Below are 20,872 nucleotides of genomic sequence, written 5' to 3' on the forward strand. Positions count from 1 at the left end.
TACGGGCTTGTCCTGATTCCCGTCTCCGCCTTCCGCACCAGGTTACTGTCGTTCGATGCCCGCGTCGGCGATCATCTTCGCCCAGTTGACCAGCTGGTCCTTGACGAACTGGCCGAGCTCTTCGGGCGTGCCGGAAAAGGCATCGAAGCCGATATCGGCAAAGCGCTTCTGGTTTGCGGGCTCGGTGGCGATGGCCTGCAATTCCTTGTTGAGGCGCTGAACGACATCGGTCGGCGTCTTCGCCGGTGCAAACACGCCGTTCCAGGAGGTGATGTCGAAACCGGCAATGCCCGCTTCCTGCATCGAGGGGAGCGTCGGCAGCAGCTTGGAGCGCTCCATGGTGGTCACAGCCAGCGCCTTCAGCGCACCCGCCTGCACCTGGGTCAGCGCTGCGGTGATGTCGACGAACATCATGGAAATGCGTCCGCCGATGATGTCGGTGATGGCCGGCGGCGTCGACCGGAACGGCACATGCAGCACGTCGATGCCCGCCCGCTTGAGGAAGGTCGCGCCCGCGACGATGCCGGTGGAATTGCCGCTGGCATAGGTGAGCTTGCCGGGATTGGCCTTGGCGTGGGCCACCAGTTCCGCGACCGAATTCGCCGGCAGCTTCGGATCGATCACGAGCATGAAGGGCAGGTTGCCCATGCGGGCGATCGGGGCAAAATCCGCCACCGGGTCATAGGTCATCGTCTTCAGCAGGCTCGGATTGGCCGAGTGACTGGTGTTTGTCGTCATGAACAGCGTGTAACCGTCGGGCGCGGAGCGGGCGACGAAGGTCGCGGCCACCGAGCCGTTGGCGCCCGCCCGGTTTTCTACCACGACGCCCTGGCCGAGACGCTGGCCAAGCTGTTCGGCCACGATGCGCGCCACCGTGTCGGTGCCGCTGCCGGCGGCGAAGGGCACGATCATCGATATGGGACGCTCGGGATAGGCAGCGCGCGCCGGGGCAGTGCCGGCTCCCAGCGCGGCAAGGCCGGCCAGCACCGTTCGCCGGTCAAGCGGCGTTGAAGATGTGGTCATGGTGGACGGTTCCTCCGGGAACTTAGCGACGAATGACCCTTGCCGGGTTCTCTTCATAGGGTGGGGTATAGATCACGAGCACGCGCACCGGCGTCTCGCTGGTGACGGTGAACACGTGTTCCATCTCGGCGGGGAAGAAGCAGCTGTCGCCAGGCACCATGTCGAAGCTCTGGCCGTCGACCTCGGCGCGCGCCGAGCCGGCGAGCAGGTAGCAGATCTGGTCGATGCCGGGATGAGCGTGCGGCAGGGCGCCATTGCCCTTCTCGATCGTGCCGATCAGCATTTCGACGGATTCAGCGCCCACCGTATCGCGCGAGATCAGCCGCTTGTTCAGCGTGCCGGTATGGTTGGCCGGATGGTAGCCAGACACATCCGCCTCGCGGACGTGGTAGCGGCGCTGAAGCTTGGAACTGGCGGTCATCATGCACTCCCGGCCGGGCACTGGCGGCCCTTGTCCGGCAGTCTGCGTAGGGCGCGGGCAGTGTCAAGGCGCGGAGGGGCATTCCAGCCACCCCGCGGCTCCCAGAGGCATCATGTCGCCGCCAGCATGTCCTCCACCTGGCCCAGCCGTTCCTTGCCGAAGAACATCTCGCTGCCGACGAAGAAGGTCGGGATGCCGAACACGCCCCGCGCGACCGCCGCTTCCGTATTGGCGACGAGGGCCTGCTTCACCGCGGGATCCTGGGTCGCCGCGACCAAAGCCTGCCCGTCCAGGCCGGCGGCGTCTAGCACGCGCACGACGACGTCGGGATCGTCCATCTTCTCGCCGTCCTCCCACATCGCCTTCAAGACGGCGGCGCGATAGGGCTCGCCCAGCCCGGCCTTCTCCGCCGCGATCAGCCCGCGCATGACCACCAGTGTATTGACGGGGAAATGGGGATTGAGCCGGAACCGCGTGAACGTGTGCCGCACGATGAACCGCTTCATCTCCAGCCGCTCATAGGCGAGCTTGGCCGGCACATCGGCGAAGCGCTGGAACGGCGAGAGGTTGTTGGTCGCCTTGAAGATGCCGCCCAGCAGGCAGGGCGTGTAGACGATCGACGCGCCGGTCCGCGCGGCAATATCCGGCAAGAGGCCCGCCACGAGATAGGCATTGGGGCTGCCGAAATCGAAGATCAGTTCGACGGTCTTGGCCATGGGGTCACCAGCTTTCGGTCCAGGGGCGAAGGTCCATTTCATGCGTCCAGGCGGATCGGCCCTGCCGGTGCAGCCAGACATAGTTGCGGGCGATCTCGTCGGGTTTGAGCACTTCGTCCCGCGCCAGCCGCTCCTCGATGTCGGGATAGCGGCCGCGGGTGAAGGCGCCATCGATCGCGCCGTCCACCACGACATGGGCCACGTGAATGCCCTTGGGCCCGAGCTCCCGCGCCATGCTCTGGGCCAGCGCCCTGAGGCTGTGCTTGGCGCCGGCAAAGGCTGAAAAGCCGTCGCGGCCCCGCAGGCTGGCCGTAGCGCCGGTGAAGATCACCGTGCCACGCCCCCGCGGGATCATCACGCGGGCCGCCTCGCGCCCGGTGACGAAGCCGGCAAGCGCCGCCATCTCCCAGACCTTGGAATAGACCCGCGTGGTGGTCTCCACGATGGAGAACCGGACATTGGCGCCGATATTGAAGACCACCACCTCGATCGGGCCGATCTCACGCTCGATCCGATCGACCAGCGCGACCATCTCGTCTTCCTCGCGGGCATCGACCCCGAAGGCATGGGCCTTCCCGCCCTCCGCCCGGATCCGCGCCGCCTGTGCCTCCAACTGGTCGAGATTGCGCGGCCGGCGCGTGAGGCAGACCGTCAGGCCATCAGCTGCGAAAGCACGGGCCACTGCCACGCCGACGCCGTCACCAGCGCCGATCACAAGACAGACGCCGTTGGTCTTGCTCGCCTCGACCATTTCGCTAGCCTCCATCGTGCTGTTGCACGATAGTCGACCGGCCCTGCGCGGCGGTCAATCCGGTGCGACCGGGGCCGATAGGCAGATGGCAGCCGTGGCGCAATGAGATCGCCGGATACAGGATGCCTGAAAGACCCTAGCATTCACCCGTCCAACCGAGGCAGGAGCCCCCCATGACTCTCGACCTGTCGACCTTTGCCTGGATTCACACGCTGATCAGCCTGGTCCCACTCGTGGCAGGCATTGTGGTCGTGGCAAACCTGATCAAGTCCGAAGACAATCCCGCCTGGACCATGCTGTTCTTCGTGACGGCCATCGCCACCAACGTCACCGGCTTCGGCTTTCCGTTCCATCAGTTCCTGCCGTCGCACGGCGTCGCCATCATCTCGCTGGTGGTGTTGTTCGCAGCGCTGGCCGGCCGCTATCTCCTGCGCCTGCAGGGACACGGCCGCTGGATCTATGTGGTCGGGATCGTGGCCGGGCTCTATTTCGACTATTTCGTGCTGATCGCCCAGGCGTTCAACAAGGTGAACGTGCTGCGCGCCATGGCGCCGACACAGTCCGAGCCGCCCTTTCGCCATCGCGCAGGGCGTACTCCTCCTGGTCTTTCTCATCATCGGCTATGTCGCCGTGAAGGCCTTCCGGCCCGGCAGTTCCGGGCCCGTGGCTGCCTGAGGCGTCAGCGCTGGACGATGGCCGCGACAGGGCCGCCGCCAGGCGGTCCCTGATGCTCCGCGCCCCCCGAGACATAGATGCTCGTCCGTCCGACCAGGCCCGCCAATGCGCCGGCCACATAGGCACGGGCGTGACGGGTGGACGAGATGTCGGAATCGTCCAGCATGGTGTGGCGTGCACCCCGCACCTCGCCGTCCGGGCTCGCCTCGGCCTTGGCCAGCAACGCGACCAGGCGGCCGCGCGCCGCCGCATCGAGCTGTCCCGGCGCGCCGAGCCCCAGCCGCCCAAGTGCGGCCCGCACCGGCTCGATATCGATGCAATCGGCCATCACGGCATGATCGATGGTCAGCGGGCCGGACCAGGATGCCGAGCGACCCAGCACGACGATCTCGTGATTGGTCAGTTCCACGCCAGCCGATGCACTCGCTCGTCCCGACCAGACAGCGTAGTCGCGACAAATCATCTCATCGCTCAGGGCGTCCCGTTTGACCTCCCCAAGCGCCATCGCAACGCCCAGCGACGACGCGCCACGCGACAGCCCCATGGACTTGAGCGTGTCGCCGACCGCCACCGTCGCCCCCCGCGCCTTCGCCTCGCCGATCCGTTGCGCGGTCAGAAGCGGGCACTTGATCTGGACGAAATGGACATCGCCGGGGTCAGCAATGCCCGCCTGGCGCATCGCCTCCGCTACGCCCGCCGCCACCTGGTCGACCTGCATCATCCGCCCCAGCCCCTCCGCCGGCAGCGCCGCGGTATGGACCCGGCCGATGGCCAGCGCCGGACCGGCAGCACCGTCGCCCTCGACGCGCTCGAACACGGTCCAGTGCGGCGACATCGCGCCTTCCGTGCCCCCCGACATGACGTAGCAGACCTCGGCTGCACGCTCCGGGCCGATATGGCGGGCGAGTGCCAGTGTCAGGGATTGGGTGGCATAGCCGCGGGTGAAATCGTTGACGCAGCCATTGCCCTCGGTCTTGCCGAAGATCGCCAGGATACCGGCGGGACTGATCTCTCCGGCGGCGATTGCGGCCTCGATCCCGGTGGTATCGTCGGGCGAAGACGCGGCGATGCGGTGGACGCGGGCGATGGGCATGTGCGATTCCTTCGGCATGAAACGGGTGTCGGACCAGTTTTGCTTGACAGCCCCCGCCTCTGTCACTATCCGGTCGCGTCTCCGAAAAGGACTTTTACGTCCAGCAGGCGGCCCAAGGCCGTCGCTCATCGTTAGGATCCGACCGATGTCGCGTCGTTGTGAACTCACCGGTAAAGGTGTTCAGGTTGGCCATCGGGTCAGCCACTCGAACATCAAGACCAAGCACCGCTTCCTGCCCAACCTGCAGAGCGTCTCCTTCGCATCCGATGCGCTCGGCCAGACCGTGTCGCTTCGGGTCTCGACCCATGCGCTGCGCTCGGTCGACCACAATGGCGGCCTGGATGCCTTCCTGCAGAAGGCCCGTGCCGAAGATCTGTCGATCAAGGCACGCCAGCTGAAGTCGGCGATCGCCAAGAAGGTTGCGGCAGCCGCCGCAGCCTGATCGGCGAACCGTCTTCCCAGACATTGCGAACCGGCGCCGGGCAACCGACGCCGGTTTTGTCGTTTGTCCGGGCGCGCCCTTGCCCGTGCGTCCAAACGATTTCCCGTGCGTCATTGTCGCGCAGCGACGGCAACACCATATGGCAATAACATTGGTGCAAACGTGGGTCCGGTTCGGTCCCCGTGCCAAAGGTGGGAAACACATGTCGACCAAGACTCTTTTCCGCGTTGCAGCCGTCGCCGCCATCACGCTGATGGCTGGCGCGATCGTCGCTGACGCCCGTCCCGGTGGCAGCCGCTCGTCCGGCAGCCGCGGCAGCCAGACCCATTCCGCGCCTCCTCCGACCAATACCGCGCCCACGGCCGCCCAGCCGATGCAGCGCACGACCACGCCGACGCCCGCCCCGGGCATGCAGCAGCCAGGCATGGCGCCGCGGCCCGGCATGACGCCGCCCGCGGCAGCCCAGCCGTCGCGCTGGGGTGGTCTCGGCATGGGCCTCGCCGCAGGTTTCCTCGGCGCCGGCCTGTTCGGCATGCTCGCTGGCGGCGGCTTCGGCGCTGGCCTCGGCTCGATGGCCGGCATGTTCGGCTTCCTGCTGCAGCTTGCCCTCATCGGCGGCATCATCTGGCTCGCCTTCCGCTTCTTCCGCAGCCGCAACCCGGCCCCCGCGGCAGGCCCGATGGGTCATGCCCGCACCGGCGGCCCCATGGGCATGATGGGTGGCGCCGTTCCTGGCGCTGCCGGCGGCTCGGTCGCCTCGCCCAGCATGGCCCCCTCCGACAAGGTCGGCATCTCGCCGCAGGACTTCGACCAGTTCGAACGCCGGCTGGGTGAGGTGCAGGATGCCTATTCCCGCGAGGATGTGAACGCGCTTCGCGCCCTGGCGACGCCGGAAATGGTGTCCTATTTCGCCGAGGACCTGAAGGCCAATGCCGACCGCGGTGTCATCAACCGCATCTCCAACGTCAAGCTGCTGCAAGGCGACCTGTCGGAAGCCTGGCGCGAGCAGGACTCGGACTATGCAACGGTTGCGATGCGCTACGGTCTGGTCGACGTGACGACCGAGCGCGCCTCCGGCCGGGTCGTTGGCGGCAACCCCGCCGGCGAGCAGGTGGTGGAGCTCTGGACCTTCCGCCGGCCCCATGGCGGCACCTGGGTGCTCTCCGCGATCCAGCAGACCGCCTAAGCCCGTCCGACATCGAGATCTCGCAAACCCCGGCCATCGCGCCGGGGTTTGTTTTTGTGCCGTCAAGAGGCCGGGCAATCGAGCCTGTGGGTATTAACCCTTTGATCAGACCTGTTGACGAAGTCTTAATGAAACCGTTGCGAGCGACCGGCAGTCGTGGTTCCATCGTCGGCATCATGAAGACGGTCACAACCGAAATACGCCTCGCGCGCCCTGCCGATGCCCCGGTCGTTGCCGAGGTCCACGACGAGGCATGGCGTGCCGCCTATCGCGGCCTCATCCCGGGTGCGGAGCTCGAAAAGCTGATCTCCCGCCGTGGCCCCGGCTGGTGGGAGCAGGCCATTCGCAAGGGCAATCGCATCGCCCTCCTCGGCTTCGGCGACGAAGTCGCGGGCTACGCGAATTATGGGCGCAACCGCGCCAAGGCACTGTCCTATGACGGTGAGATCTACGAGCTTTATCTGCGCCCGAAGTTCATTGGCCTCGGTCTCGGTCAGAAGCTGTTCGAGTCGGCCCGCCTCGACCTTGGCTCGCACGGGCTCGACAGCATGGTGATCTGGGCACTAAGCGACAACGAGGCGGCCATGCGTTTCTATCGCGCACTCGGCGGCAAGCCGGTGGCGCGGTCGTCCGAAACATTCGGCCCATCCTCGCTGGACAAGACGGCATTCGGCTGGAACGCCTGACCTTTCTCCGGCACGCATTCTCGTTCGCCTTTCGCAGCACTTGCCGGAGACCGCCTGGAGCGGCTAACGAAGCGCGACCTTTTCCGGAGTTATCCTGATGCGCATCGAAGCCGTCTCCCTCGGCAAGAACCCCCCGCACGAAGTCAACGTGATCGTCGAGGTCCCGGTCGGCGGCGAACCCATCAAGTACGAGATGGACAAGGAAGCCGGCACCCTGGTGGTCGACCGCTTTCTCTACACCTCGATGCGCTATCCGGGGAATTACGGCTTCATCCCGCATACGCTGTCGGAAGACGGCGATCCCTGCGACGTGCTGATCGCCAACCAGCGCGGCATCGTGCCGGGCGCCATTGTCGCCGTCCGCCCGATCGGCGTGCTCAAGATGAATGACGAAGCCGGTGGCGACGAGAAGATCATCGCGGTGCCTGTGCCGAAACTCACCCGCCGCTACGAGCATGTCCACGAGATCACCGACCTGCCGGACATCACGCTGAAGCAGATCGAGCACTTCTTCGAGCACTACAAGGACCTGGAGCCCGGCAAGTGGGTGAAGGTCATCGGCTGGGGCGATGCCGAGGAGGCCCGCCGGCTGATCCTTGAAGGCGTCGAGCGCGCCAAGAAGGCTAAGGCCTGAGCCAGCCTCCGGCCTGATCCGGTCAGGCCGGGCGCTTCGGCCCGGCGGCCAGCGCTTCCGCGGCCTTGGCGCGGATATCGGCCAGCGAGAATGGCTTGGTCACGACATCATGGATCAGCGCGTCGAGCCCATGCGCCCGCTCGCGCTGGTCCGCATAGCCGGTCATCAGCAGGATCACCAGGTCGGGAAACTGGGGGGCCGCCGCCAGCGCCAGCGCGATGCCGTCCATCAGCGGCATGCGGATGTCGGTGAGCAGGAGGTCGAACGCGCCCTTCTCGATCTCCAGGATTTCCAGAGCCTCGGCGCCGTCCCGCGCCTCCTTGACGACGTGACCATCGATCTCGAGCGCCCGGCGCACGAAGGCGCGAACCGCTTCCTCGTCTTCGGCGATCAGGATGCGCGCCATGGGCCGGTCAGTCCCCGATCACGCCGACGAAGGGCAATTGCCGCCATGCGTGGGCGACATCCATGCCGTAGCCGACGACGAAGACATCCGGGCAGGTGAAGCCGACATAGTCGGGATTGAGATGGACGGCCCGCTTGCCCGGCTTTTCCAGCAGGACGCAGGTCTTCACGCTGCGCGCGCCACGCGCCATCAGAAGATCCTTGGCAAACGTCAGGGTACGGCCGCTCTCCAGAATATCGTCGACCAACAGGACATCACGATCGGCAACCGGGCTCTCGATATCGTGGACGATGCGCACCGAGCCGCTCGACACCGTGCCTTCGAGATAGCTCGACAGCGACATGAACTCGACCTCGGGCGCCATGCCGGCCGCGTCCATGGCCCGGATCAGATCGGCCGCGAAGACGAAGGACCCCTTGAGCACCGCGATGACGAGCAGGCGCTCCGGCTTGGTCGCGGCAATCTCCTGGACCAGGCTGGTCTCGCGCTCGGCAATCTGCTCGGCGGAAAAAAGGACACGGATGTTGGATCGGTTCATCGTCTGGCTCCGCCACGTGCCGGAAAGAGCGGACGTGGTGTCATGTGATAGCGCGGTGCGCAGCAGCCGTCACCGGCCTGCGGCATCAAGCCTCGTGAAGAAGCGCACTTCGACATTGGCGCCATCGGGGGGCGGCGATGCCAGCCGCGAGCGGAAGGCAACCGCTTCCCCCGGTCCAAGCTGCGGCTTCGGCGCAGTCGCTGTCCAGGTGTAGATTTCCTTGCCGCCGGCGTCGCGGACGGCAAGCCTCAGGCGCGGCAGATCGATGGCACGACTGGTGATGTTGACCAATTGGCCTTCGACCACCAGCACGACAACACCATCGACGACCTCTCTGGCGCCCTTGACGTCGCGAAAGTCGACGCCGCGCAGATTGACCGGAATGCCCATGCGCTCATAGACCGAGGCCGCGTCCGGCACGGTCCGCACGATCTGCTCGCGGCCGAGAAAGAACAGTCCCAGGATCGCAGCCCCAAGGGCCAGGATGGTTGCCGACGGCGAGAGACGCAGCCGGCTGACCGGGATGCGCGACATGGCGGCAGGCAGCCGCCGGCGCTTCGATGTATCGGCACCACCCGCGCCAGCGCGCCGGCTGCCGGTGCTGCTGGGGCGCGGCTCGGGATCGCGACGCTGAGGCAAGGGCTCCGCCACGATGTCCGGCTGGAGCGAGGGAGCCTCGGCGACGGGGAAATCATCGGCCTCGACAGGGGCTTCAGCGGGGTCGGCGGCCCCGTCATCCTTGTCCTTGGCTTCTTCGGCGAAGGCGGCACCCCAGTCGGCATCATCGACAGCGGCCTGCGGGGATGGCTCGGATGAGCGCGCCGGCGGCTCGTCGAAGGTCGCCATGGCGGCTTCCGGCTCGGCCAGGGCGCTTTCGGGGGTCGCCAGCCAGACGGCACGGCACTGGGCACAACGGACCTGCCGCCCGTCCTCACCGAGGGCGGATGCGGAGACCCGGAAAGCCGTCGCGCAAGAGGGGCAGACGATCAACATGGCAGCGCCTCGGGACCGATGTCCCACTGCGCCCACCGTGCCTCAGCGTGGTTAATTGCCGGTTACTGCACGGGAAAAGGCCGTGATGCTCGCTCGCCCCTGCCAGATGCGATCTCGCTCGTTCCGTGCACCGGTGATGCGAAGGCCGGCGAGGCGGCACAACCTGCCTCCTCGCCGGCACTCACTCGATCCGGTAACGAGCGTCAGGCTCGCCGTATGAATCCTGCGATCGCCGAGATGACGAACAGGACGATAGCGACCCAGAACAGCATCTGTGCGCCACTCATCGCGGTTCCGGCCACGCCGCCAAATCCAAGAAAGGCTGCCACGAGAGCAACGATCAGAAAAATGACGGCCCAATGCAGAAGGCTACCCATCACTCTCTCCTTATGTTCATTTGCGATGTTGATGTCGAAACCGCATCAATCTTGCGGCGCCTGTTTGACATCGACATCTACGCATCGCCCGCGTGTTTGTTCCCGGCCCGCCCGAGGCCAACTCGCTGATCAGCCGGAAAGGCTGTAGCGCTTGCGTGGCTTGGGGGGCGCACCGCGCACGAGAGCGTCCTTCCCCGTTTCGGGGCTGTCAGCGAAATTGCCCGGGCCGGCGAGGTCGCCCTGTTCCCGGTCCTCGCCCTGATTGCCGCGAGAGGTTCCGCCGCGCTTGTTCGGCTCGTCGCGCCCCACCGCTCCTGGCGGGCCTCCGGGAAATGGATTGTTGGCCATGGTTGCCTCCTCCGCTCGCGCTGGATAGCGCCCGGGAGCCGGGTGCATCTGGAACCTCAACGTTCGGGGCCGCTGGTATTTCCAGATGAGCACGATAATTTTCTCTTGCCCGCAGCCTGGAACCAATCGCACGGTGCGGCGTTTTCGGGGTTGGCGTGCGAGACGGTCGCGATCGTTCGACAGCCGTGATTCCCATCAGGGCAGCAGCCATCGACATGACACAGCCGACATTTCAAGACGCGGCAGGCGACGACATCTTTCCCCTGTGCTCGCCATCTCTTTTCGCTCGCGTCGAGGACAGGCCATGATCACCTCGTCCAAGGCCGCGCTCGACTATCAGGCTCTGCTCGCCTCGATCGTCAGTTCCTCCGCCGATGCGATCGTCAGCAAGGACCTCAACGGCATCATCACCTCCTGGAATACCGCGGCTGAGGCAATTTTCGGCTATGCGGCGGAAGAGATCGTTGGGCAACAGGTCACCGTGTTGATCCCGCCCGACCGGCTCTCCGAGGAAGAAGCCATCCTCAACACCATCAAGCGCGGCAGCCGCGTGAACACGTTCCGGACGATCCGCCTGCGCAAGGACGGCGCACCCGTCCACATCTCGGCGACGATCTCGCCGATTTTCGACGCCGCCGGAAACATCATCGGCGCCTCCAAGATTGCCCGCGATGTCACCGAGTGGCAGCGCAACGAAGACATCCGCACCATGCTGATGCGCGAGGTCGTGCACCGGTCGAAGAACATGCTGGCGCTGGTCGAGGCGATCGTCCGCCAGACGGTCCGCCGCTCCTCGCCCCAGGATTTTGCCAAGCGGCTCTCGGCGCGGCTTCAGTCGATGGCGGCGAGCCAGGATCTGCTGGTCCAGGAGAATTGGGCCGGCGTGCCGATCAAGACGCTGGTGAAGAACCAGCTCGCCTATGTCGATGATCTCGCGGGATCGCGGATCGTCTCGAGCGGCCCCGATCTGCTGTTATCCCCGGTTGGCGCACAGGCCCTTGGAATGGCGCTCCACGAATTGTCGACCAATGCCTTGATCTTCGGTGCGCTCTCCACCGAACACGGACAGGTCGACCTGCGCTGGAATGTGGGGACCGGCGACACACCCCGTTTCACCATCAGCTGGCAGGAAACGGGCGGGCCGCCGGTGACTGAACCGACAGAATTCGGCTTCGGCCAGGTCGTGCTGATCCGCATGACCGAAGCAACCCTTCACGGCAAGGTCACTTATGCCTTCACCGCCGAGGGCGTCACCTGGCGGCTGGACACCCCACTGGACGCGGTCCGCGCGGCCTGACGCTCAGGGCGCCGACGCCTTGACCTTACCGGTCGAACGGACCGGCTTGCCGACCTTGGTCGGCGCTGACACCGCCGAGACCGGGTCGCTGGCAGGAAACGAGGCCTCAAGAGCTCGTGTCAGTTCGGCGTCCTCCTTGGCGTTCGCCTCGGTCTTGGGCATGATCGGTCCCGGCCCGGCGATGGCCTCGTCGAACTCCTTAGTGCCCTCGCTCTGCAGCTTGTCGGCTTCGCGGCTCGCCTTGGTGTGGATGGTCATGACAATCTCCCGTTGCCAAGGGCAAACGCGGGCACCTGTCGTTCGGTTCCCTTGCCGCCCGATCCCACATGACAAAGGGTGCGAGCCAATGGCTCGCACCCTCCACGACAGTGCCGAAGGTGGGGGACAATCCGGCGCCGACGATTGGCCGGCGCGGCGTGTCACATCATGTAGGGACCGGCGCCGTAATAATCGAAAACGCTCTTGCCGTACTTGCGGTCGCTCCAGTCGGGCTCGCCGTCCGCGCGATAGCTCGGCGCATTCTCCAGCCGTTCGCGGGTCAGCGGCACGACATAGCCACCGCGCTCGGAATCGTACTTCAGCGTGCTCCACGGCAGCGGATGATACTGCTCGCCGATGCCCAGGAAGCCGCCGAACGACATCACGGCATAGACGACCTTGCCGGAGATCTTGTCGAGGATGACGTCATGGATCTCGCCAAGATGCTCGCCGGCGCTGTTGTACACTTCGGTCCCGACCACCTTGTCAGCCGCGATGATCGTCGTGTGACCCGAACCGGTGGCCGAGCCGGCAGTTCCCGTAGTCTGATTGTGCATGATGTCCTCCTGTGATGGCTGGGACGCCCTGCGGCGCCGATACAGGACCAACGTGCCCGGTCGGAACATTGTTCCAGCGCACATCAGATCGGCGGCATGGCTTCCCGCTGCACTGGAACGAAAGACGCACCGCAGCGTTGTGAAATCCGGGCCTGCCTCTCGGTCCGTTTTGACCCTCGACAAACCGGTGCTTCATGACCTCTTCCGACGACTCCGTCCCGGAGACCGCTCCGGCTCGCGCTCGCGCGCGCGAATTCTTCCGTGTCGCACTCGGCTTCTGGACAGGTGAGACCCGCCTGCGGGCATGGATCCTCACCGGCCTCGTACTCACGCTCGCCGGACTGCAGATCATCGCGCAGGTCGGACTGAACGCGTGGCAGCGCATGTTTTTCGATGCCCTTGAGCAGAAGTCAGTGCCGGCCGTCATGGCAGCGGTCGGCTGGGTGCCCCTCGCCGTCGGCTTCTCGGCCGTCACGCTGTCCGGCCTGGTGATCGCGCGGATGGTGCTGCAGGCGCGCTGGCGCGAATGGCTGACGCGCCATCTTGTCGGCTGGTGGATTGCCGATCAGCGCTATTACCGGCTCGGCTTCGTCGCCGAGGAGCAGACCGCACCGGAATTCCGCATCGCCGAGGATGTCCGGCTGGCGATCGAACCGCTGGTCGAATTCCTGCTGGGTCTGATCACCGCGACCATCACCGCGCTCACCTTCGCGGCCATCCTCTGGCAGGTCGCGGGATCGTTGCCTGTCACCATCGGCGGGGCGACCTACGAAATCCCCTTCTACATGGCGCTGGCCGCAATCCTCTATGCCGTCGTCGCATCCCTTGCCGCCTATGTCACTGGCCGGCCGCTGGTGAAGAAGATCTCGCACAAGAACGAGATGGAGGCCCAGTTCCGCGCCGAGATGACGCGGCTCCGCGAGAACGCCGAGAGTATCGCGCTGATCGGCGGCGACAGCGACGAACGCGCATCGGTCTACGAAAATTACGGCAACGTCCTGAAAGCCTGGATCAGCGTCATCCGTCAGCAGGGCGTGATCGCCATGGTGATGAACACCAACGGCGCCCTGTTCCCCATCATCCCGCTTCTGCTGGTCGCGCCGAAATACCTGTCCGGCGACCTGACGCTCGGCGGTGTGATGCAGGTGGCCGCTGCCTTCAGTGCCGTTCAGGCCGCACTCATCTGGTTCGTCGACAACTTCGTCCGCCTGGCCGAATGGTATGCCTCGCTGACCCGCGTCGACGAACTGGTCGAAGCGATGGAGGATCTCGACATCGGCACGATCATGGAGGGCGAAACCCAGATCGAGCTCGGCGAGAGCCCGGATGACGCCATCCATATCGACAACCTGTCGCTTGCCCATCGCAACGGTCGGGTGGTCATCGCCGATGCGTCGGTCATCATCAAGGCTGGCGAAAAGGTCCTGATCACCGGCGAGAGCGGCACCGGAAAGAGCACGCTGATCCGCGCCCTTGCCGGGCTGTGGCCCTGGGGCTCCGGCTCGATCAAGGTGCCCGCCAACCGCAAGATCGCCTTCGTGCCGCAGAAACCCTACATCCCGATGGGCACGCTGCATGCGGCCCTCGTCTATCCCGAGGCCGACGCGAAGGTGGACGCGGCCATAGTCCTCGGCGCACTCAACCGTTGCGGGCTCGAATATCTCGCAAAACGCCTCGACGACGAGGATCAGTGGGACAAGACCCTGTCGGGCGGCGAGCGCCAGCGCGTGGCCTTCGCCCGCCTCCTTATCCAGAAGCCCGACATCATCATTCTCGATGAGGCCACGTCGGCTCTCGATGAGGGCAGTCAGGACAAGCTGCTGACCCTCCTGAATGAGGAACTGAAGGAATCGACCGTTGTCAGCGTCGGTCATCGCGCCGGCCTCGAGGCCTTCCATACCCGCAAGATCGAGCTGGAACGCCGCCCTGCCGGCGCCCGGATGACGTCGGTCTCGATCGGCCATTCGCTTTGGCGCCTACTGGGGATCGACGCCGCCCGCTAGACGATCGGTCACGGGCCGCACCGGAACCTTGCGGCCCGCGCTCTGTTGATGCTCCAGATGGTCACATCCTGGAGCCAGACATGTCGATAAAGTCGCGCCTGATCCTGCCGACACTGATGTTCACGGCCGCCATGCTGGCGGTGCTCGCCACCTGCTTCCTCAGCCTGGCGCTGCAGCCCTCCAGCCGCTTCGCGCCCGACGAGCGCGTCGGAGCCGCCGGCCCGAACACCGTGCTTGCCATCAATACACGCGCCGCCACCGAGACGCTCGACTTCGCCCTTCCGGCCAGAGCCGACCGCAACACTGATCGCTGAACCGACGAAGCCGCCCCGGTTGCCCAGGGCGGCTTCTCTCTAGGCGGCGAGTGGGGGGACTCAGCCGCCCGAGGCTACGGGTGTGCGCTGCAGGGCAGCGGTGGTCTTGCGATCCGGCCCGTATTCATTCGCACCATCGATCGACAGGATCTCGGCGAGCTTGGCGCGGGCACGATTGACGCGGCTCTTCACCGTGCCGACCGCGATGCCACAGATATCGGCCGTCTCCTCGTAGGAGAGGCCGCTGGCCCCGACCATGATCAGCGCTTCGCGCTGCTCCTCGGGAAGCGTGGCGAGTGCCTTCCGGAAGTCGGCGAGGTCGAGATGGCTCTCCTGCGAACCATGGGTCGCCAGCCGCTCGGTATAGGTGCCCTCGCTGTCCTGAATCTCGCGGCCGCGCTTGCGGTAGAGCGAGAAATAGGTGTTGCGCAGGATGGTGAAGAGCCAGGCCCTGAGACTGGTGCCGGGCGTGAACTTGTCGACATTCGACCAGGCTTTCAGGAGCGTGTCCTGGACGAGGTCATCGGCCAGTTGCATCGATCCCGACAGCGAGGTTGCGAAGGCGCGAAGATTCGGAATTTCCGCAATCAGACCGTCCCTGAACGTGTCACCGCTCATCGGCTTGGCCCTTTGCCTGTTCCTGGCGTTCCTTCGCCTCGAGTTGGGCAAGAAGAACCAGAAACTTGTCGGGGATCGGTGCCTTGATCAGGTCGTCGTAATGCGCCTTGAGCGAGCGACCGATCATGTCCTGAATGCGCTGGTCAAGAACTGGCTCGAAGACCTCAGGTTCAGACTTGCGATCTTCGTCTTCTGGATTCATCATCTGCGCCTCGACACCTTTCGATGCGGTCATACACACCGAACCGCGATAAGAACGCCAGGTTTCGGCAAAGGTTCCACGAAAATTCAAAAATATATCGCTTGCCAAGCGAGGGGCCTGAATGGTTGCCTGCGGCCATCCCATGGAGGCTCTTCGCATGTCCATCGCACAGGAAATTTCACCGCATCTTCCGTATCTTAGGCGGTTTGCCAGGACGCTGAGCGGCACGCAGGCCAGCGGCGACGCCTATGTCATGGCGACGCTGGAAGCGCTCATCGAGGCGCCCTCGATCTTCGAGAAGCAGCTCGGCGAGCGCATCGCGCTGTATCGGATTTTCATCAAGCTCTGGTTGTCTGTGTCCGTCAACACGGAGACGCGCGGCGAGCGGAGCTTTGCCGAACGCAATCTCGATGCGCTCACGCCGCAATCGCGCCAGGCCTTCCTCCTGCGCACTGTCGAGGGCTTCTCGCTCACCGAGGTCGCAACCATCATGAACTGCACCTCCGCGGAGGCCATGGATCTCCTGAACGCTGCCGGCCGTGAAATCGCCGAACAGGTTGCAACCGACGTCGTCATCATCGAGGACGAGCCGATCATCGCGCTCGATATCGAGACCATGGTGCAGGAGCTCGGTCATCGCGTGGCGGGCATCGCCTCCACCCACAAGGAAGCCGTCGCCCTGGTCACCGCCAAGCGGCCAGGCCTGGTGCTGGCCGACATCCAGCTCGCCGATGGCAGCTCCGGCCTCGATGCGGTGAACGAGATCCTGCGCACGATCTCCGTGCCGGTGATCTTCATCACGGCCTATCCCGAGCGCCTGCTGACCGGCGACCGGCCGGAGCCGACGTTCCTGATCACCAAGCCCTTCCAGCCCGATGCGGTGAAGGCTGCCATCAGCCAGGCCCTGTTCTTCGATAGGCGGGCCGGACAGGCTGCTGCGTGAGGCAACAGCCCGTCGCCTTGCGGCGACCGATCATTGGCCGATAAACGAGAAAGCCCGGGAGGAAAACCTCCCGGGCTTTTTCAATGCCGAACTGCAGCTCGGCGGCAGGATGGCGAAGGTTTGCGCCCGCCGCTAGTCCCGCAGGCGCGCCACGCCCGCCATGGCCGACAGTCCGAAGCCGACCAGCGCGACGACAAACACAAGCTGGGTCGTGGCGAGGGTTGCGCCGACAATGCCGCCGAACCCCAGAATGGCGGTCAGCAGGACAACGATGAGACAAGCAATCGCAAGACTGATCATGTCGATCTCCAGCAGGAACGGTCACAGCGTCCACGTGTGACGTCAGCGGCAAAGGGCGCGCTGCCGCGCCCCCTGACCTTGCTTACCTCCGCAACTCACGCCCGATCATCGCGGCAAGCAGCATGACGCCGCCGAGAGCCGCGACCTTGATTCCGGGCTTCGACATCACCGCGGTGATCGCGACCGGAGCAACGGCCAAAGCGGTCTCCGCCATCGCGTTCGGACGCCGCGGGCGCGATTGCAGAAAGGCGGCGACTGCGAAGACCAGCATCGCCACGACCATCAGGCCGAAGGCAATCACGAGGCTGGCCATGACGGCATCGTAGCGCACCGACAGCACGACATGGAGCGCGGCCAAGCCAAACCCGATCCCAGCCATCACAGTCAGGGCAGCGAGCAGGTAGAGGCCATGGATCAGCAGACTTCTCCTCACGGAGACGCCGGCTTCAGCGAAGGCGAGTGCGCCCAGAGCCCGCAACATGTCAGCGCGAGACCATCAGACCCGCGATCAGACCCACGACGGCCGCCACGCCCAGCGTGCGCATCGGGTGAGCCTTCAGTTCATCCGCGATCAGCTTCTGGAGCTCGCTCGCCTGGTCCTTGGCGGCATCGACCATCGCCTCGGCATCAACGCCCGCGCTCTTGAGCTTCTGGTTGACGTTGGCCGCCGCATCGCCAGCCGAGCGCAGCATGCTCTCGCCGATCTCGGCGCCTTCGCGGAGACCAGCCTGGGTCCGCTCGACGACCTCGTCAGCGGCAGCCCTGACGCCGGAGTGATTGTTGCCGGCAAAATTGTTCGACATGTCGCGTCTCCTGAAATGGGGTGGGGATGGGTTCGCAGCAGGACAGGCCGTGCCGCGCTCTCAGTCTGACAACGCTGACACGGCCGATCGGTTCCGCTGGCCCGAGAGCGGGACCTCCCTCCGCGAGACATCGCCGGAATCGCCGTGATCCCTGATGGTCTCGATGGCGACCATCGCGATGAGCAGGAGCGGCGTGGACAGAACAGCGCCGACCGGCCCCCAGAGCCACAGCCAGAAGATCAGCGACAGGAACACGAGGAACGGCGGCACCGTCAGCCGATTGCCCACGATGGCCGGTGTCAGGGCATTCGATTCGATGAGATGGAGGCCATAGAACACGAGAGCCGGCCAGAGGGCGCCAAGCGTCGTGGTGGCAGTCAGAAGCCCCGCGGCGAAGACCAGTCCTGCCACGACAATCGGGCCAATCAGAGCCAGAAAGTTGAGGAGAAACGCCATGGCCCCCCAGAAGATCGGGAACGGCAGGCCGGCGATCCACGCGATAATGGTCATGGCGACGCCAAGACCCAGATTGATCGCCGTCACGACGCCGAGATAGGCGGTGACCTGTTGCTCGATCTCATTGAAGAAGCTGCTGGCGGATTTCCTGACATCGCCACCGAGGCAAAGCCTGAGGATGCGCACCTTCAAGACCCGGCGGGTGGCGAGGTAGAAATAGGTCGTGGCCAGGAAGATCAGCACGCCGCTCATCGCCGTCGTCGACGAGATCGCGAAATGCATCAGCGGGCTGCCATTGGCCACGTTCACTTCCAGGCCGGACGAGCTGGAGAAATGCGTGAGCGCTCCCTCCATCTGCTTCACGAGCTCCAGGATCGGCTGCAGCTTGGTCTGAAGCGCGGCCATCATGGCTGGCCATTGGTCGCTCCAGGCGGCAAGCGGCACCGCCAGTAGACCAATGGCTCCGGTGCCAAGTGCGACGACCGCCAGAACCAGAATAGCGGCAGCCAGGTGCTGGGGAACGCCATGGCGCACCAACCGGTCAGTTGCCGGCCCCAGGACCAGGCCGAAGATGGCGCCGGCAATCACCGGCAAGGCGATCACCCGCGTGACATAGAGAACGGCTGTGAACAGGATCAGGAAGATCCCGAGCGCGGCGTAGCGCAGCACAGGATCATGCCCATCATCTTCGGGGGCCACATCCGGTTCGTCGATTGGCGGCTCGGAACGCGCGCGTAGACCGGACAAACTCTCCCACGCCATGGTCGCACTCCCCGGCCGGCTTCGACTGAGCGGCAGCGCAACAACGTGGCGGCGCGGCTCCGGTTCCAAGCGTGCAAGGGCGGTCACGGCGAAGGGCTGGGACGCGCGCGCCCGATGCAGAGCTTGGGGGCCCCGCGGGACCAAGGAGCGCCGTGGATAACCCCGCCGGTCACACCTGCTGCCACGAAAAGACGATCTGACCGGAACTTCGCTGCATCCCGGGGGGTTGATCAGGTCTCACCCCAGGAACACAGGAGGTTTCGATGAATTGGGACCGCGTTGAAGGCAATTGGAAGCAGCTCAAGGGCAACGTCAAGGAACAGTGGGGCAAGCTCACCGATGACGACCTCGACGTGATCGCCGGTCGCCGCGATCAGCTCGAGGGGCGCCTCCAGGAGCGCTACGGCTACGCCAAGGACAAGGCGAAGCAGGAAGTCGACACCTGGTTCTCCAGTCGCAACTGGAACTGACCAGCATCCAGAGCCCGGCCGGGATTGTCCCGGCCGGGCTTCTCTTTTGACGACGGAGACGCGCACCATGGCCGACGACCGGATACTCGAACCCGACAATATCCAGACGCCGCCACGCTACACGGGTGACCGGCCACAGGTCCTGACGTCCGACACGGCGCGGCAGGGGCCGGCAGGACGCCCCGTCCTGTTCGTGCTCGTGGCCAGCCTGTTGGGCGCGGTGCTCGTGCTTGGGCTCTACTGGATCTTCTGGGTTCGCACGATCATCTGAGGGAGCGGGTCTCAGCATTCACCACCAGCACCTCGATCCGGCGACGCCCGAGCCGGATCAAAGCTCCGCGAAGATCGCCACGATATCGTCCTGCGTGTAGGGCTTGTTGAGACGTGGAACGTTGGGCAGAGGCTTGCCATCGGCACCGGAGGCGCCGTACCCGGTCGCCAGGACCGGACGCACCGACGGGAACCGCCTCCGCATCTCGTCGATCAACTCAAGGCCACTCATGCCTGGCATCGCCTGATCGGTGACGACGATCTGGATTGCCGGATTCTCGGCAAGGCATGTGATCGCCTCGGAACCGGAGCTGGCCTCGTGAACGACATGGCCAAGTTCCTCCAGCATGGCGACCATGCCGAAGCGGACCAGCGCGTCGTCATCCACCGCCAGGACCGTGAAGACACCGCTTGAGTTCGAGTTGTCGGGACCATCGGTCATCGCCGTGAACTTCTCTGCTCGATTCGAAGGAAAAGACGGCCCGCAGGCAAGGCGGAGGCTTGATCCTATCACCTGGTGGCAACAGGGCGCGACCGGCTCACGCGGGTGTCAGCCACCCGAAGGCGCTCCGCGTGAACCATAGACCCGGCAGAACCGGCGGCCGCGATCCGTCAGCCCCCAGCGCCCATCCTGATGAACGACAAGTCCAAATTTCTTCAACCGATCGATCAGATTTGTATCCACGATCTTTGTTGCGCCCTTCTCAAAATCAAGAAGGCTATTCTTCTCGATCTCGTTGAGATCGCCCGGCTGTATGTCCAAAGCTGGAAATAATTGCTGAAGCACCATAGTTTCTCCATCGCCTGAATTTGAGCCATGAATACTACGCACAGGCGCAATTCCTGTTCCATTTGGCGGCGAATATGGCGAGAGGGAGCCTAAGATTTCACAGTCCGGGGAACCTGGGCAGAGGGCGGGTGTTGATGGAGCAGGCTCAAGCCAGAAGGAGGGAAACATGTCCCGCACGCTCCTATCCGCAATCGCCCTGTCCCTTGCGACGACGTTTGCCTATGCCCAGACCACTCCGCCGGCCCAGCCGCCGGCCGCAACCACCCCAGCCATGCCCGCACCGCCAGCGGCATCGACAGCGCCGGCGACGCCACCGGCCATCAACACGGCACCGCTCGAACCTGGCGCCAACAGCTTCACCGAGGCCCAGGCTCGCCGCCGCCTGGAGGATGCCGGCCTGAGCGCGATCACCGACCTTGCCAAGGATGACCAGGGTGTCTGGCGTGGCCGCGCAACCCGCAATGGCACCGCCGTCGCCGTCGGTCTCGATTTCCGCGGCAATATCGCTGCCCAGTGACAACGCGCCTCTCATCCCCCCCA

At 65.1% G+C, this 20,872-nt stretch carries 32 protein-coding genes and 1 pseudogene; 12 read left to right on the plus strand and 21 right to left on the minus strand.

Annotated features, from left to right (window positions below):
* Positions 1–42: 42 nt before the first annotated feature.
* From E8L99_RS04270 to E8L99_RS04285, 4 genes are all read right to left on the minus strand, one after another.
* Positions 43–1,023 carry a Bug family tripartite tricarboxylate transporter substrate binding protein gene (locus E8L99_RS04270; RefSeq protein WP_137098382.1) on the minus strand — a complete coding sequence of 327 codons (981 nt, stop codon included), beginning with the start codon at positions 1,021–1,023 and terminating at the stop codon, positions 43–45.
* A 22-nt stretch (positions 1,024–1,045) separates the two neighbouring features.
* A complete protein-coding gene (locus E8L99_RS04275) occupies positions 1,046–1,444 on the minus strand; it encodes a cupin domain-containing protein (RefSeq protein ID WP_137098383.1) in 399 nt (132 codons plus the stop codon).
* Positions 1,445–1,554: 110 nt separating this feature from the next.
* Positions 1,555–2,160 carry a 2-hydroxychromene-2-carboxylate isomerase gene (locus E8L99_RS04280; protein ID WP_137098384.1) on the minus strand — a complete coding sequence of 202 codons (606 nt, stop codon included), beginning with the start codon at positions 2,158–2,160 and terminating at the stop codon, positions 1,555–1,557.
* 4 nt (positions 2,161–2,164) lie between these two features.
* Positions 2,165–2,911, minus strand: coding sequence for an SDR family oxidoreductase (locus tag E8L99_RS04285; protein ID WP_137098385.1), 747 nt, complete (start codon positions 2,909–2,911; stop codon positions 2,165–2,167).
* Between the two features lie 173 nt (positions 2,912–3,084).
* On the opposite strand from E8L99_RS04285, the gene E8L99_RS04290 reads away from it, so the two are divergent.
* Complete coding sequence (locus E8L99_RS04290; protein WP_137098386.1) at positions 3,085–3,639, plus strand: hypothetical protein; 555 nt, start codon at positions 3,085–3,087, stop codon at positions 3,637–3,639.
* Here E8L99_RS04290 and atzD read toward each other — a convergent pair.
* Positions 3,591–4,679, minus strand: a complete 1,089-nt coding sequence (gene atzD / locus E8L99_RS04295; protein ID WP_137098387.1) for a cyanuric acid amidohydrolase — start codon at positions 4,677–4,679, stop codon at positions 3,591–3,593. The two genes, E8L99_RS04290 and atzD, sit on opposite strands and share 49 nt — an antisense overlap.
* A 145-nt stretch (positions 4,680–4,824) precedes the next feature.
* Between atzD and rpmB the strand changes: the two genes are divergently transcribed.
* The 4 genes from rpmB (at position 4,825) to ppa (ending at position 7,627) form a co-directional block, all read left to right on the plus strand.
* Positions 4,825–5,121, plus strand: coding sequence for a 50S ribosomal protein L28 (gene rpmB, locus E8L99_RS04300; RefSeq protein ID WP_137098388.1), 297 nt, complete (start codon positions 4,825–4,827; stop codon positions 5,119–5,121).
* 202 nt (positions 5,122–5,323) lie between these two features.
* Positions 5,324–6,307, plus strand: a complete 984-nt coding sequence (locus tag E8L99_RS04305) for a Tim44 domain-containing protein (protein ID WP_137098389.1) — start codon at positions 5,324–5,326, stop codon at positions 6,305–6,307.
* Positions 6,308–6,483: 176 nt separating this feature from the next.
* Positions 6,484–6,993 (plus strand): GNAT family N-acetyltransferase, encoded by a 510-nt coding sequence (locus E8L99_RS04310; RefSeq protein ID WP_137101948.1) that lies wholly within the window; start codon positions 6,484–6,486, stop codon positions 6,991–6,993.
* A 97-nt stretch (positions 6,994–7,090) separates the two neighbouring features.
* Positions 7,091–7,627 carry an inorganic diphosphatase gene (ppa, locus tag E8L99_RS04315; protein WP_137098390.1) on the plus strand — a complete coding sequence of 179 codons (537 nt, stop codon included), beginning with the start codon at positions 7,091–7,093 and terminating at the stop codon, positions 7,625–7,627.
* Positions 7,628–7,649: 22 nt separating this feature from the next.
* On the opposite strand, the gene E8L99_RS04320 is transcribed toward ppa, so the two are convergent.
* The 6 genes and pseudogenes from E8L99_RS04320 to E8L99_RS04340 all read right to left on the minus strand — a co-directional run bounded on the left by E8L99_RS04320 (position 7,650) and on the right by E8L99_RS04340 (position 10,289).
* Positions 7,650–8,033 carry a response regulator gene (locus E8L99_RS04320; RefSeq protein ID WP_137098391.1) on the minus strand — a complete coding sequence of 128 codons (384 nt, stop codon included), beginning with the start codon at positions 8,031–8,033 and terminating at the stop codon, positions 7,650–7,652.
* 7 nt (positions 8,034–8,040) lie between these two features.
* The gene (hpt, locus tag E8L99_RS04325; protein WP_137098392.1) at positions 8,041–8,571 is read right to left on the minus strand and encodes a hypoxanthine phosphoribosyltransferase; all 531 of its coding nucleotides are present in this window, start codon (positions 8,569–8,571) and stop codon (positions 8,041–8,043) included.
* Positions 8,572–8,640: 69 nt separating this feature from the next.
* Positions 8,641–9,417 carry an FxLYD domain-containing protein gene (locus E8L99_RS04330; protein WP_168201506.1) on the minus strand — a complete coding sequence of 259 codons (777 nt, stop codon included), beginning with the start codon at positions 9,415–9,417 and terminating at the stop codon, positions 8,641–8,643.
* 48 nt (positions 9,418–9,465) lie between these two features.
* A pseudogene (locus E8L99_RS24120) lies at positions 9,466–9,564 on the minus strand (MJ0042-type zinc finger domain-containing protein); the annotation flags it as partial.
* A 203-nt stretch (positions 9,565–9,767) separates the two neighbouring features.
* The gene (locus E8L99_RS04335; protein ID WP_137098394.1) at positions 9,768–9,941 is read right to left on the minus strand and encodes a DUF1328 domain-containing protein; all 174 of its coding nucleotides are present in this window, start codon (positions 9,939–9,941) and stop codon (positions 9,768–9,770) included.
* Positions 9,942–10,070: 129 nt separating this feature from the next.
* On the minus strand, positions 10,071–10,289 hold the full coding sequence (locus E8L99_RS04340; RefSeq protein ID WP_137098395.1) for a hypothetical protein: 219 nt from the start codon (positions 10,287–10,289) through the stop codon (positions 10,071–10,073).
* A 304-nt stretch (positions 10,290–10,593) separates the two neighbouring features.
* On the opposite strand from E8L99_RS04340, the gene E8L99_RS04345 reads away from it, so the two are divergent.
* The gene (locus E8L99_RS04345; protein WP_168201564.1) at positions 10,594–11,586 is read left to right on the plus strand and encodes a PAS domain S-box protein; all 993 of its coding nucleotides are present in this window, start codon (positions 10,594–10,596) and stop codon (positions 11,584–11,586) included.
* Positions 11,587–11,589: 3 nt separating this feature from the next.
* Here the strand turns inward: E8L99_RS04345 and E8L99_RS04350 are convergent, their stop codons facing one another.
* Positions 11,590–11,844: a hypothetical protein gene (locus E8L99_RS04350; RefSeq protein WP_137098397.1), complete on the minus strand. Its 255-nt coding sequence runs from the start codon at positions 11,842–11,844 to the stop codon at positions 11,590–11,592.
* Between the two features lie 161 nt (positions 11,845–12,005).
* Positions 12,006–12,401, minus strand: coding sequence for a PRC-barrel domain-containing protein (locus E8L99_RS04355; protein WP_137098398.1), 396 nt, complete (start codon positions 12,399–12,401; stop codon positions 12,006–12,008).
* Positions 12,402–12,595: 194 nt separating this feature from the next.
* Here E8L99_RS04355 and E8L99_RS04360 point away from each other — a divergent pair, with 194 nt between their 5' ends.
* Together E8L99_RS04360 and E8L99_RS04365 are read left to right on the plus strand one after the other, a co-directional pair.
* Positions 12,596–14,404 (plus strand): ABC transporter ATP-binding protein/permease, encoded by a 1,809-nt coding sequence (locus E8L99_RS04360; RefSeq protein WP_137098399.1) that lies wholly within the window; start codon positions 12,596–12,598, stop codon positions 14,402–14,404.
* An 80-nt stretch (positions 14,405–14,484) separates the two neighbouring features.
* Positions 14,485–14,718: a hypothetical protein gene (locus E8L99_RS04365; RefSeq protein ID WP_137098400.1), complete on the plus strand. Its 234-nt coding sequence runs from the start codon at positions 14,485–14,487 to the stop codon at positions 14,716–14,718.
* Positions 14,719–14,778: 60 nt separating this feature from the next.
* Here the strand turns inward: E8L99_RS04365 and E8L99_RS04370 are convergent, their stop codons facing one another.
* Both E8L99_RS04370 and E8L99_RS23950 read right to left on the minus strand, forming a co-directional pair.
* The gene (locus E8L99_RS04370) at positions 14,779–15,336 is read right to left on the minus strand and encodes a sigma-70 family RNA polymerase sigma factor (protein ID WP_137098401.1); all 558 of its coding nucleotides are present in this window, start codon (positions 15,334–15,336) and stop codon (positions 14,779–14,781) included.
* Positions 15,326–15,682, minus strand: coding sequence for a NepR family anti-sigma factor (locus E8L99_RS23950; RefSeq protein WP_252511256.1), 357 nt, complete (start codon positions 15,680–15,682; stop codon positions 15,326–15,328). Before E8L99_RS23950 ends, E8L99_RS04370 begins: the two co-directional genes overlap by 11 nt.
* A 13-nt stretch (positions 15,683–15,695) precedes the next feature.
* Between E8L99_RS23950 and E8L99_RS04380 the strand changes: the two genes are divergently transcribed.
* Entirely contained in the window at positions 15,696–16,481 is a 786-nt protein-coding gene (locus E8L99_RS04380) for a response regulator (protein ID WP_137098402.1), read from the plus strand.
* Between the two features lie 132 nt (positions 16,482–16,613).
* On the opposite strand, the gene E8L99_RS04385 is transcribed toward E8L99_RS04380, so the two are convergent.
* The 4 genes from E8L99_RS04385 to E8L99_RS04400 form a co-directional block, all read right to left on the minus strand.
* A complete protein-coding gene (locus E8L99_RS04385) occupies positions 16,614–16,781 on the minus strand; it encodes a DUF1328 domain-containing protein (protein WP_137098403.1) in 168 nt (55 codons plus the stop codon).
* 82 nt (positions 16,782–16,863) lie between these two features.
* Positions 16,864–17,262 (minus strand): hypothetical protein, encoded by a 399-nt coding sequence (locus E8L99_RS04390; RefSeq protein WP_137098404.1) that lies wholly within the window; start codon positions 17,260–17,262, stop codon positions 16,864–16,866.
* Position 17,263: 1 nt separating this feature from the next.
* Positions 17,264–17,584 carry a hypothetical protein gene (locus tag E8L99_RS04395; protein ID WP_137098405.1) on the minus strand — a complete coding sequence of 107 codons (321 nt, stop codon included), beginning with the start codon at positions 17,582–17,584 and terminating at the stop codon, positions 17,264–17,266.
* A 60-nt stretch (positions 17,585–17,644) separates the two neighbouring features.
* Complete coding sequence (locus E8L99_RS04400) at positions 17,645–18,802, minus strand: AI-2E family transporter (protein ID WP_137098406.1); 1,158 nt, start codon at positions 18,800–18,802, stop codon at positions 17,645–17,647.
* A 263-nt stretch (positions 18,803–19,065) separates the two neighbouring features.
* Between E8L99_RS04400 and E8L99_RS04405 the strand changes: the two genes are divergently transcribed.
* Positions 19,066–19,272, plus strand: a complete 207-nt coding sequence (locus tag E8L99_RS04405) for a CsbD family protein (protein WP_137098407.1) — start codon at positions 19,066–19,068, stop codon at positions 19,270–19,272.
* 46 nt (positions 19,273–19,318) lie between these two features.
* Positions 19,319–19,543: a hypothetical protein gene (locus E8L99_RS04410; RefSeq protein WP_137098408.1), complete on the plus strand. Its 225-nt coding sequence runs from the start codon at positions 19,319–19,321 to the stop codon at positions 19,541–19,543.
* A 57-nt stretch (positions 19,544–19,600) separates the two neighbouring features.
* On the opposite strand, the gene E8L99_RS04415 is transcribed toward E8L99_RS04410, so the two are convergent.
* Together E8L99_RS04415 and E8L99_RS04420 are read right to left on the minus strand one after the other, a co-directional pair.
* Positions 19,601–19,984, minus strand: coding sequence for a response regulator (locus tag E8L99_RS04415; RefSeq protein ID WP_137098409.1), 384 nt, complete (start codon positions 19,982–19,984; stop codon positions 19,601–19,603).
* A gap of 108 nt (positions 19,985–20,092) precedes the next feature.
* Positions 20,093–20,500 (minus strand): hypothetical protein, encoded by a 408-nt coding sequence (locus tag E8L99_RS04420; protein WP_137098410.1) that lies wholly within the window; start codon positions 20,498–20,500, stop codon positions 20,093–20,095.
* Between E8L99_RS04420 and E8L99_RS04425 the strand changes: the two genes are divergently transcribed.
* Positions 20,499–20,849 carry a PepSY domain-containing protein gene (locus tag E8L99_RS04425; RefSeq protein WP_137098411.1) on the plus strand — a complete coding sequence of 117 codons (351 nt, stop codon included), beginning with the start codon at positions 20,499–20,501 and terminating at the stop codon, positions 20,847–20,849. The genes E8L99_RS04420 and E8L99_RS04425 overlap by 2 nt on opposite strands.
* Positions 20,850–20,872: the final 23 nt, after the last annotated feature.

The organism is Phreatobacter aquaticus (assembly GCF_005160265.1).
GTDB lineage: Bacteria > Pseudomonadota > Alphaproteobacteria > Rhizobiales > Phreatobacteraceae > Phreatobacter > Phreatobacter aquaticus.

Coding starts and splice junctions, on each gene's coding strand:
- E8L99_RS04360 (WP_137098399.1), top strand. CDS start 12,596: ATGACCTCTTCCGACGACTCCGTCCCGGAGACCGCTCCGGCTCGCGCT.
- E8L99_RS04425 (WP_137098411.1), top strand. CDS start 20,499: ATGTCCCGCACGCTCCTATCCGCAATCGCCCTGTCCCTTGCGACGACG.
- E8L99_RS04415 (WP_137098409.1), bottom strand. CDS start 19,984: ATGACCGATGGTCCCGACAACTCGAACTCAAGCGGTGTCTTCACGGTC.
- E8L99_RS04270 (WP_137098382.1), bottom strand. CDS start 1,023: ATGACCACATCTTCAACGCCGCTTGACCGGCGAACGGTGCTGGCCGGC.
- atzD (WP_137098387.1), bottom strand. CDS start 4,679: ATGCCCATCGCCCGCGTCCACCGCATCGCCGCGTCTTCGCCCGACGAT.
- E8L99_RS04320 (WP_137098391.1), bottom strand. CDS start 8,033: ATGGCGCGCATCCTGATCGCCGAAGACGAGGAAGCGGTTCGCGCCTTC.
- E8L99_RS04305 (WP_137098389.1), top strand. CDS start 5,324: ATGTCGACCAAGACTCTTTTCCGCGTTGCAGCCGTCGCCGCCATCACG.
- E8L99_RS04335 (WP_137098394.1), bottom strand. CDS start 9,941: ATGGGTAGCCTTCTGCATTGGGCCGTCATTTTTCTGATCGTTGCTCTC.
- E8L99_RS04390 (WP_137098404.1), bottom strand. CDS start 17,262: ATGTTGCGGGCTCTGGGCGCACTCGCCTTCGCTGAAGCCGGCGTCTCC.
- hpt (WP_137098392.1), bottom strand. CDS start 8,571: ATGAACCGATCCAACATCCGTGTCCTTTTTTCCGCCGAGCAGATTGCC.
- E8L99_RS04385 (WP_137098403.1), bottom strand. CDS start 16,781: ATGATCAGTCTTGCGATTGCTTGTCTCATCGTTGTCCTGCTGACCGCC.
- E8L99_RS04365 (WP_137098400.1), top strand. CDS start 14,485: ATGTCGATAAAGTCGCGCCTGATCCTGCCGACACTGATGTTCACGGCC.
- E8L99_RS04405 (WP_137098407.1), top strand. CDS start 19,066: ATGAATTGGGACCGCGTTGAAGGCAATTGGAAGCAGCTCAAGGGCAAC.
- E8L99_RS04310 (WP_137101948.1), top strand. CDS start 6,484: ATGAAGACGGTCACAACCGAAATACGCCTCGCGCGCCCTGCCGATGCC.
- E8L99_RS04355 (WP_137098398.1), bottom strand. CDS start 12,401: ATGCACAATCAGACTACGGGAACTGCCGGCTCGGCCACCGGTTCGGGT.
- E8L99_RS04285 (WP_137098385.1), bottom strand. CDS start 2,911: ATGGTCGAGGCGAGCAAGACCAACGGCGTCTGTCTTGTGATCGGCGCT.
- E8L99_RS23950 (WP_252511256.1), bottom strand. CDS start 15,682: ATGGGATGGCCGCAGGCAACCATTCAGGCCCCTCGCTTGGCAAGCGAT.
- E8L99_RS04345 (WP_168201564.1), top strand. CDS start 10,594: ATGATCACCTCGTCCAAGGCCGCGCTCGACTATCAGGCTCTGCTCGCC.
- E8L99_RS04370 (WP_137098401.1), bottom strand. CDS start 15,336: ATGAGCGGTGACACGTTCAGGGACGGTCTGATTGCGGAAATTCCGAAT.
- E8L99_RS04350 (WP_137098397.1), bottom strand. CDS start 11,844: ATGACCATCCACACCAAGGCGAGCCGCGAAGCCGACAAGCTGCAGAGC.
- E8L99_RS04400 (WP_137098406.1), bottom strand. CDS start 18,802: ATGGCGTGGGAGAGTTTGTCCGGTCTACGCGCGCGTTCCGAGCCGCCA.
- E8L99_RS04420 (WP_137098410.1), bottom strand. CDS start 20,500: ATGTTTCCCTCCTTCTGGCTTGAGCCTGCTCCATCAACACCCGCCCTC.
- E8L99_RS04280 (WP_137098384.1), bottom strand. CDS start 2,160: ATGGCCAAGACCGTCGAACTGATCTTCGATTTCGGCAGCCCCAATGCC.
- E8L99_RS04330 (WP_168201506.1), bottom strand. CDS start 9,417: ATGGCGACCTTCGACGAGCCGCCGGCGCGCTCATCCGAGCCATCCCCG.
- E8L99_RS04275 (WP_137098383.1), bottom strand. CDS start 1,444: ATGACCGCCAGTTCCAAGCTTCAGCGCCGCTACCACGTCCGCGAGGCG.
- ppa (WP_137098390.1), top strand. CDS start 7,091: ATGCGCATCGAAGCCGTCTCCCTCGGCAAGAACCCCCCGCACGAAGTC.
- E8L99_RS04290 (WP_137098386.1), top strand. CDS start 3,085: ATGACTCTCGACCTGTCGACCTTTGCCTGGATTCACACGCTGATCAGC.
- E8L99_RS04380 (WP_137098402.1), top strand. CDS start 15,696: ATGTCCATCGCACAGGAAATTTCACCGCATCTTCCGTATCTTAGGCGG.
- E8L99_RS04395 (WP_137098405.1), bottom strand. CDS start 17,584: ATGTCGAACAATTTTGCCGGCAACAATCACTCCGGCGTCAGGGCTGCC.
- E8L99_RS04340 (WP_137098395.1), bottom strand. CDS start 10,289: ATGGCCAACAATCCATTTCCCGGAGGCCCGCCAGGAGCGGTGGGGCGC.
- rpmB (WP_137098388.1), top strand. CDS start 4,825: ATGTCGCGTCGTTGTGAACTCACCGGTAAAGGTGTTCAGGTTGGCCAT.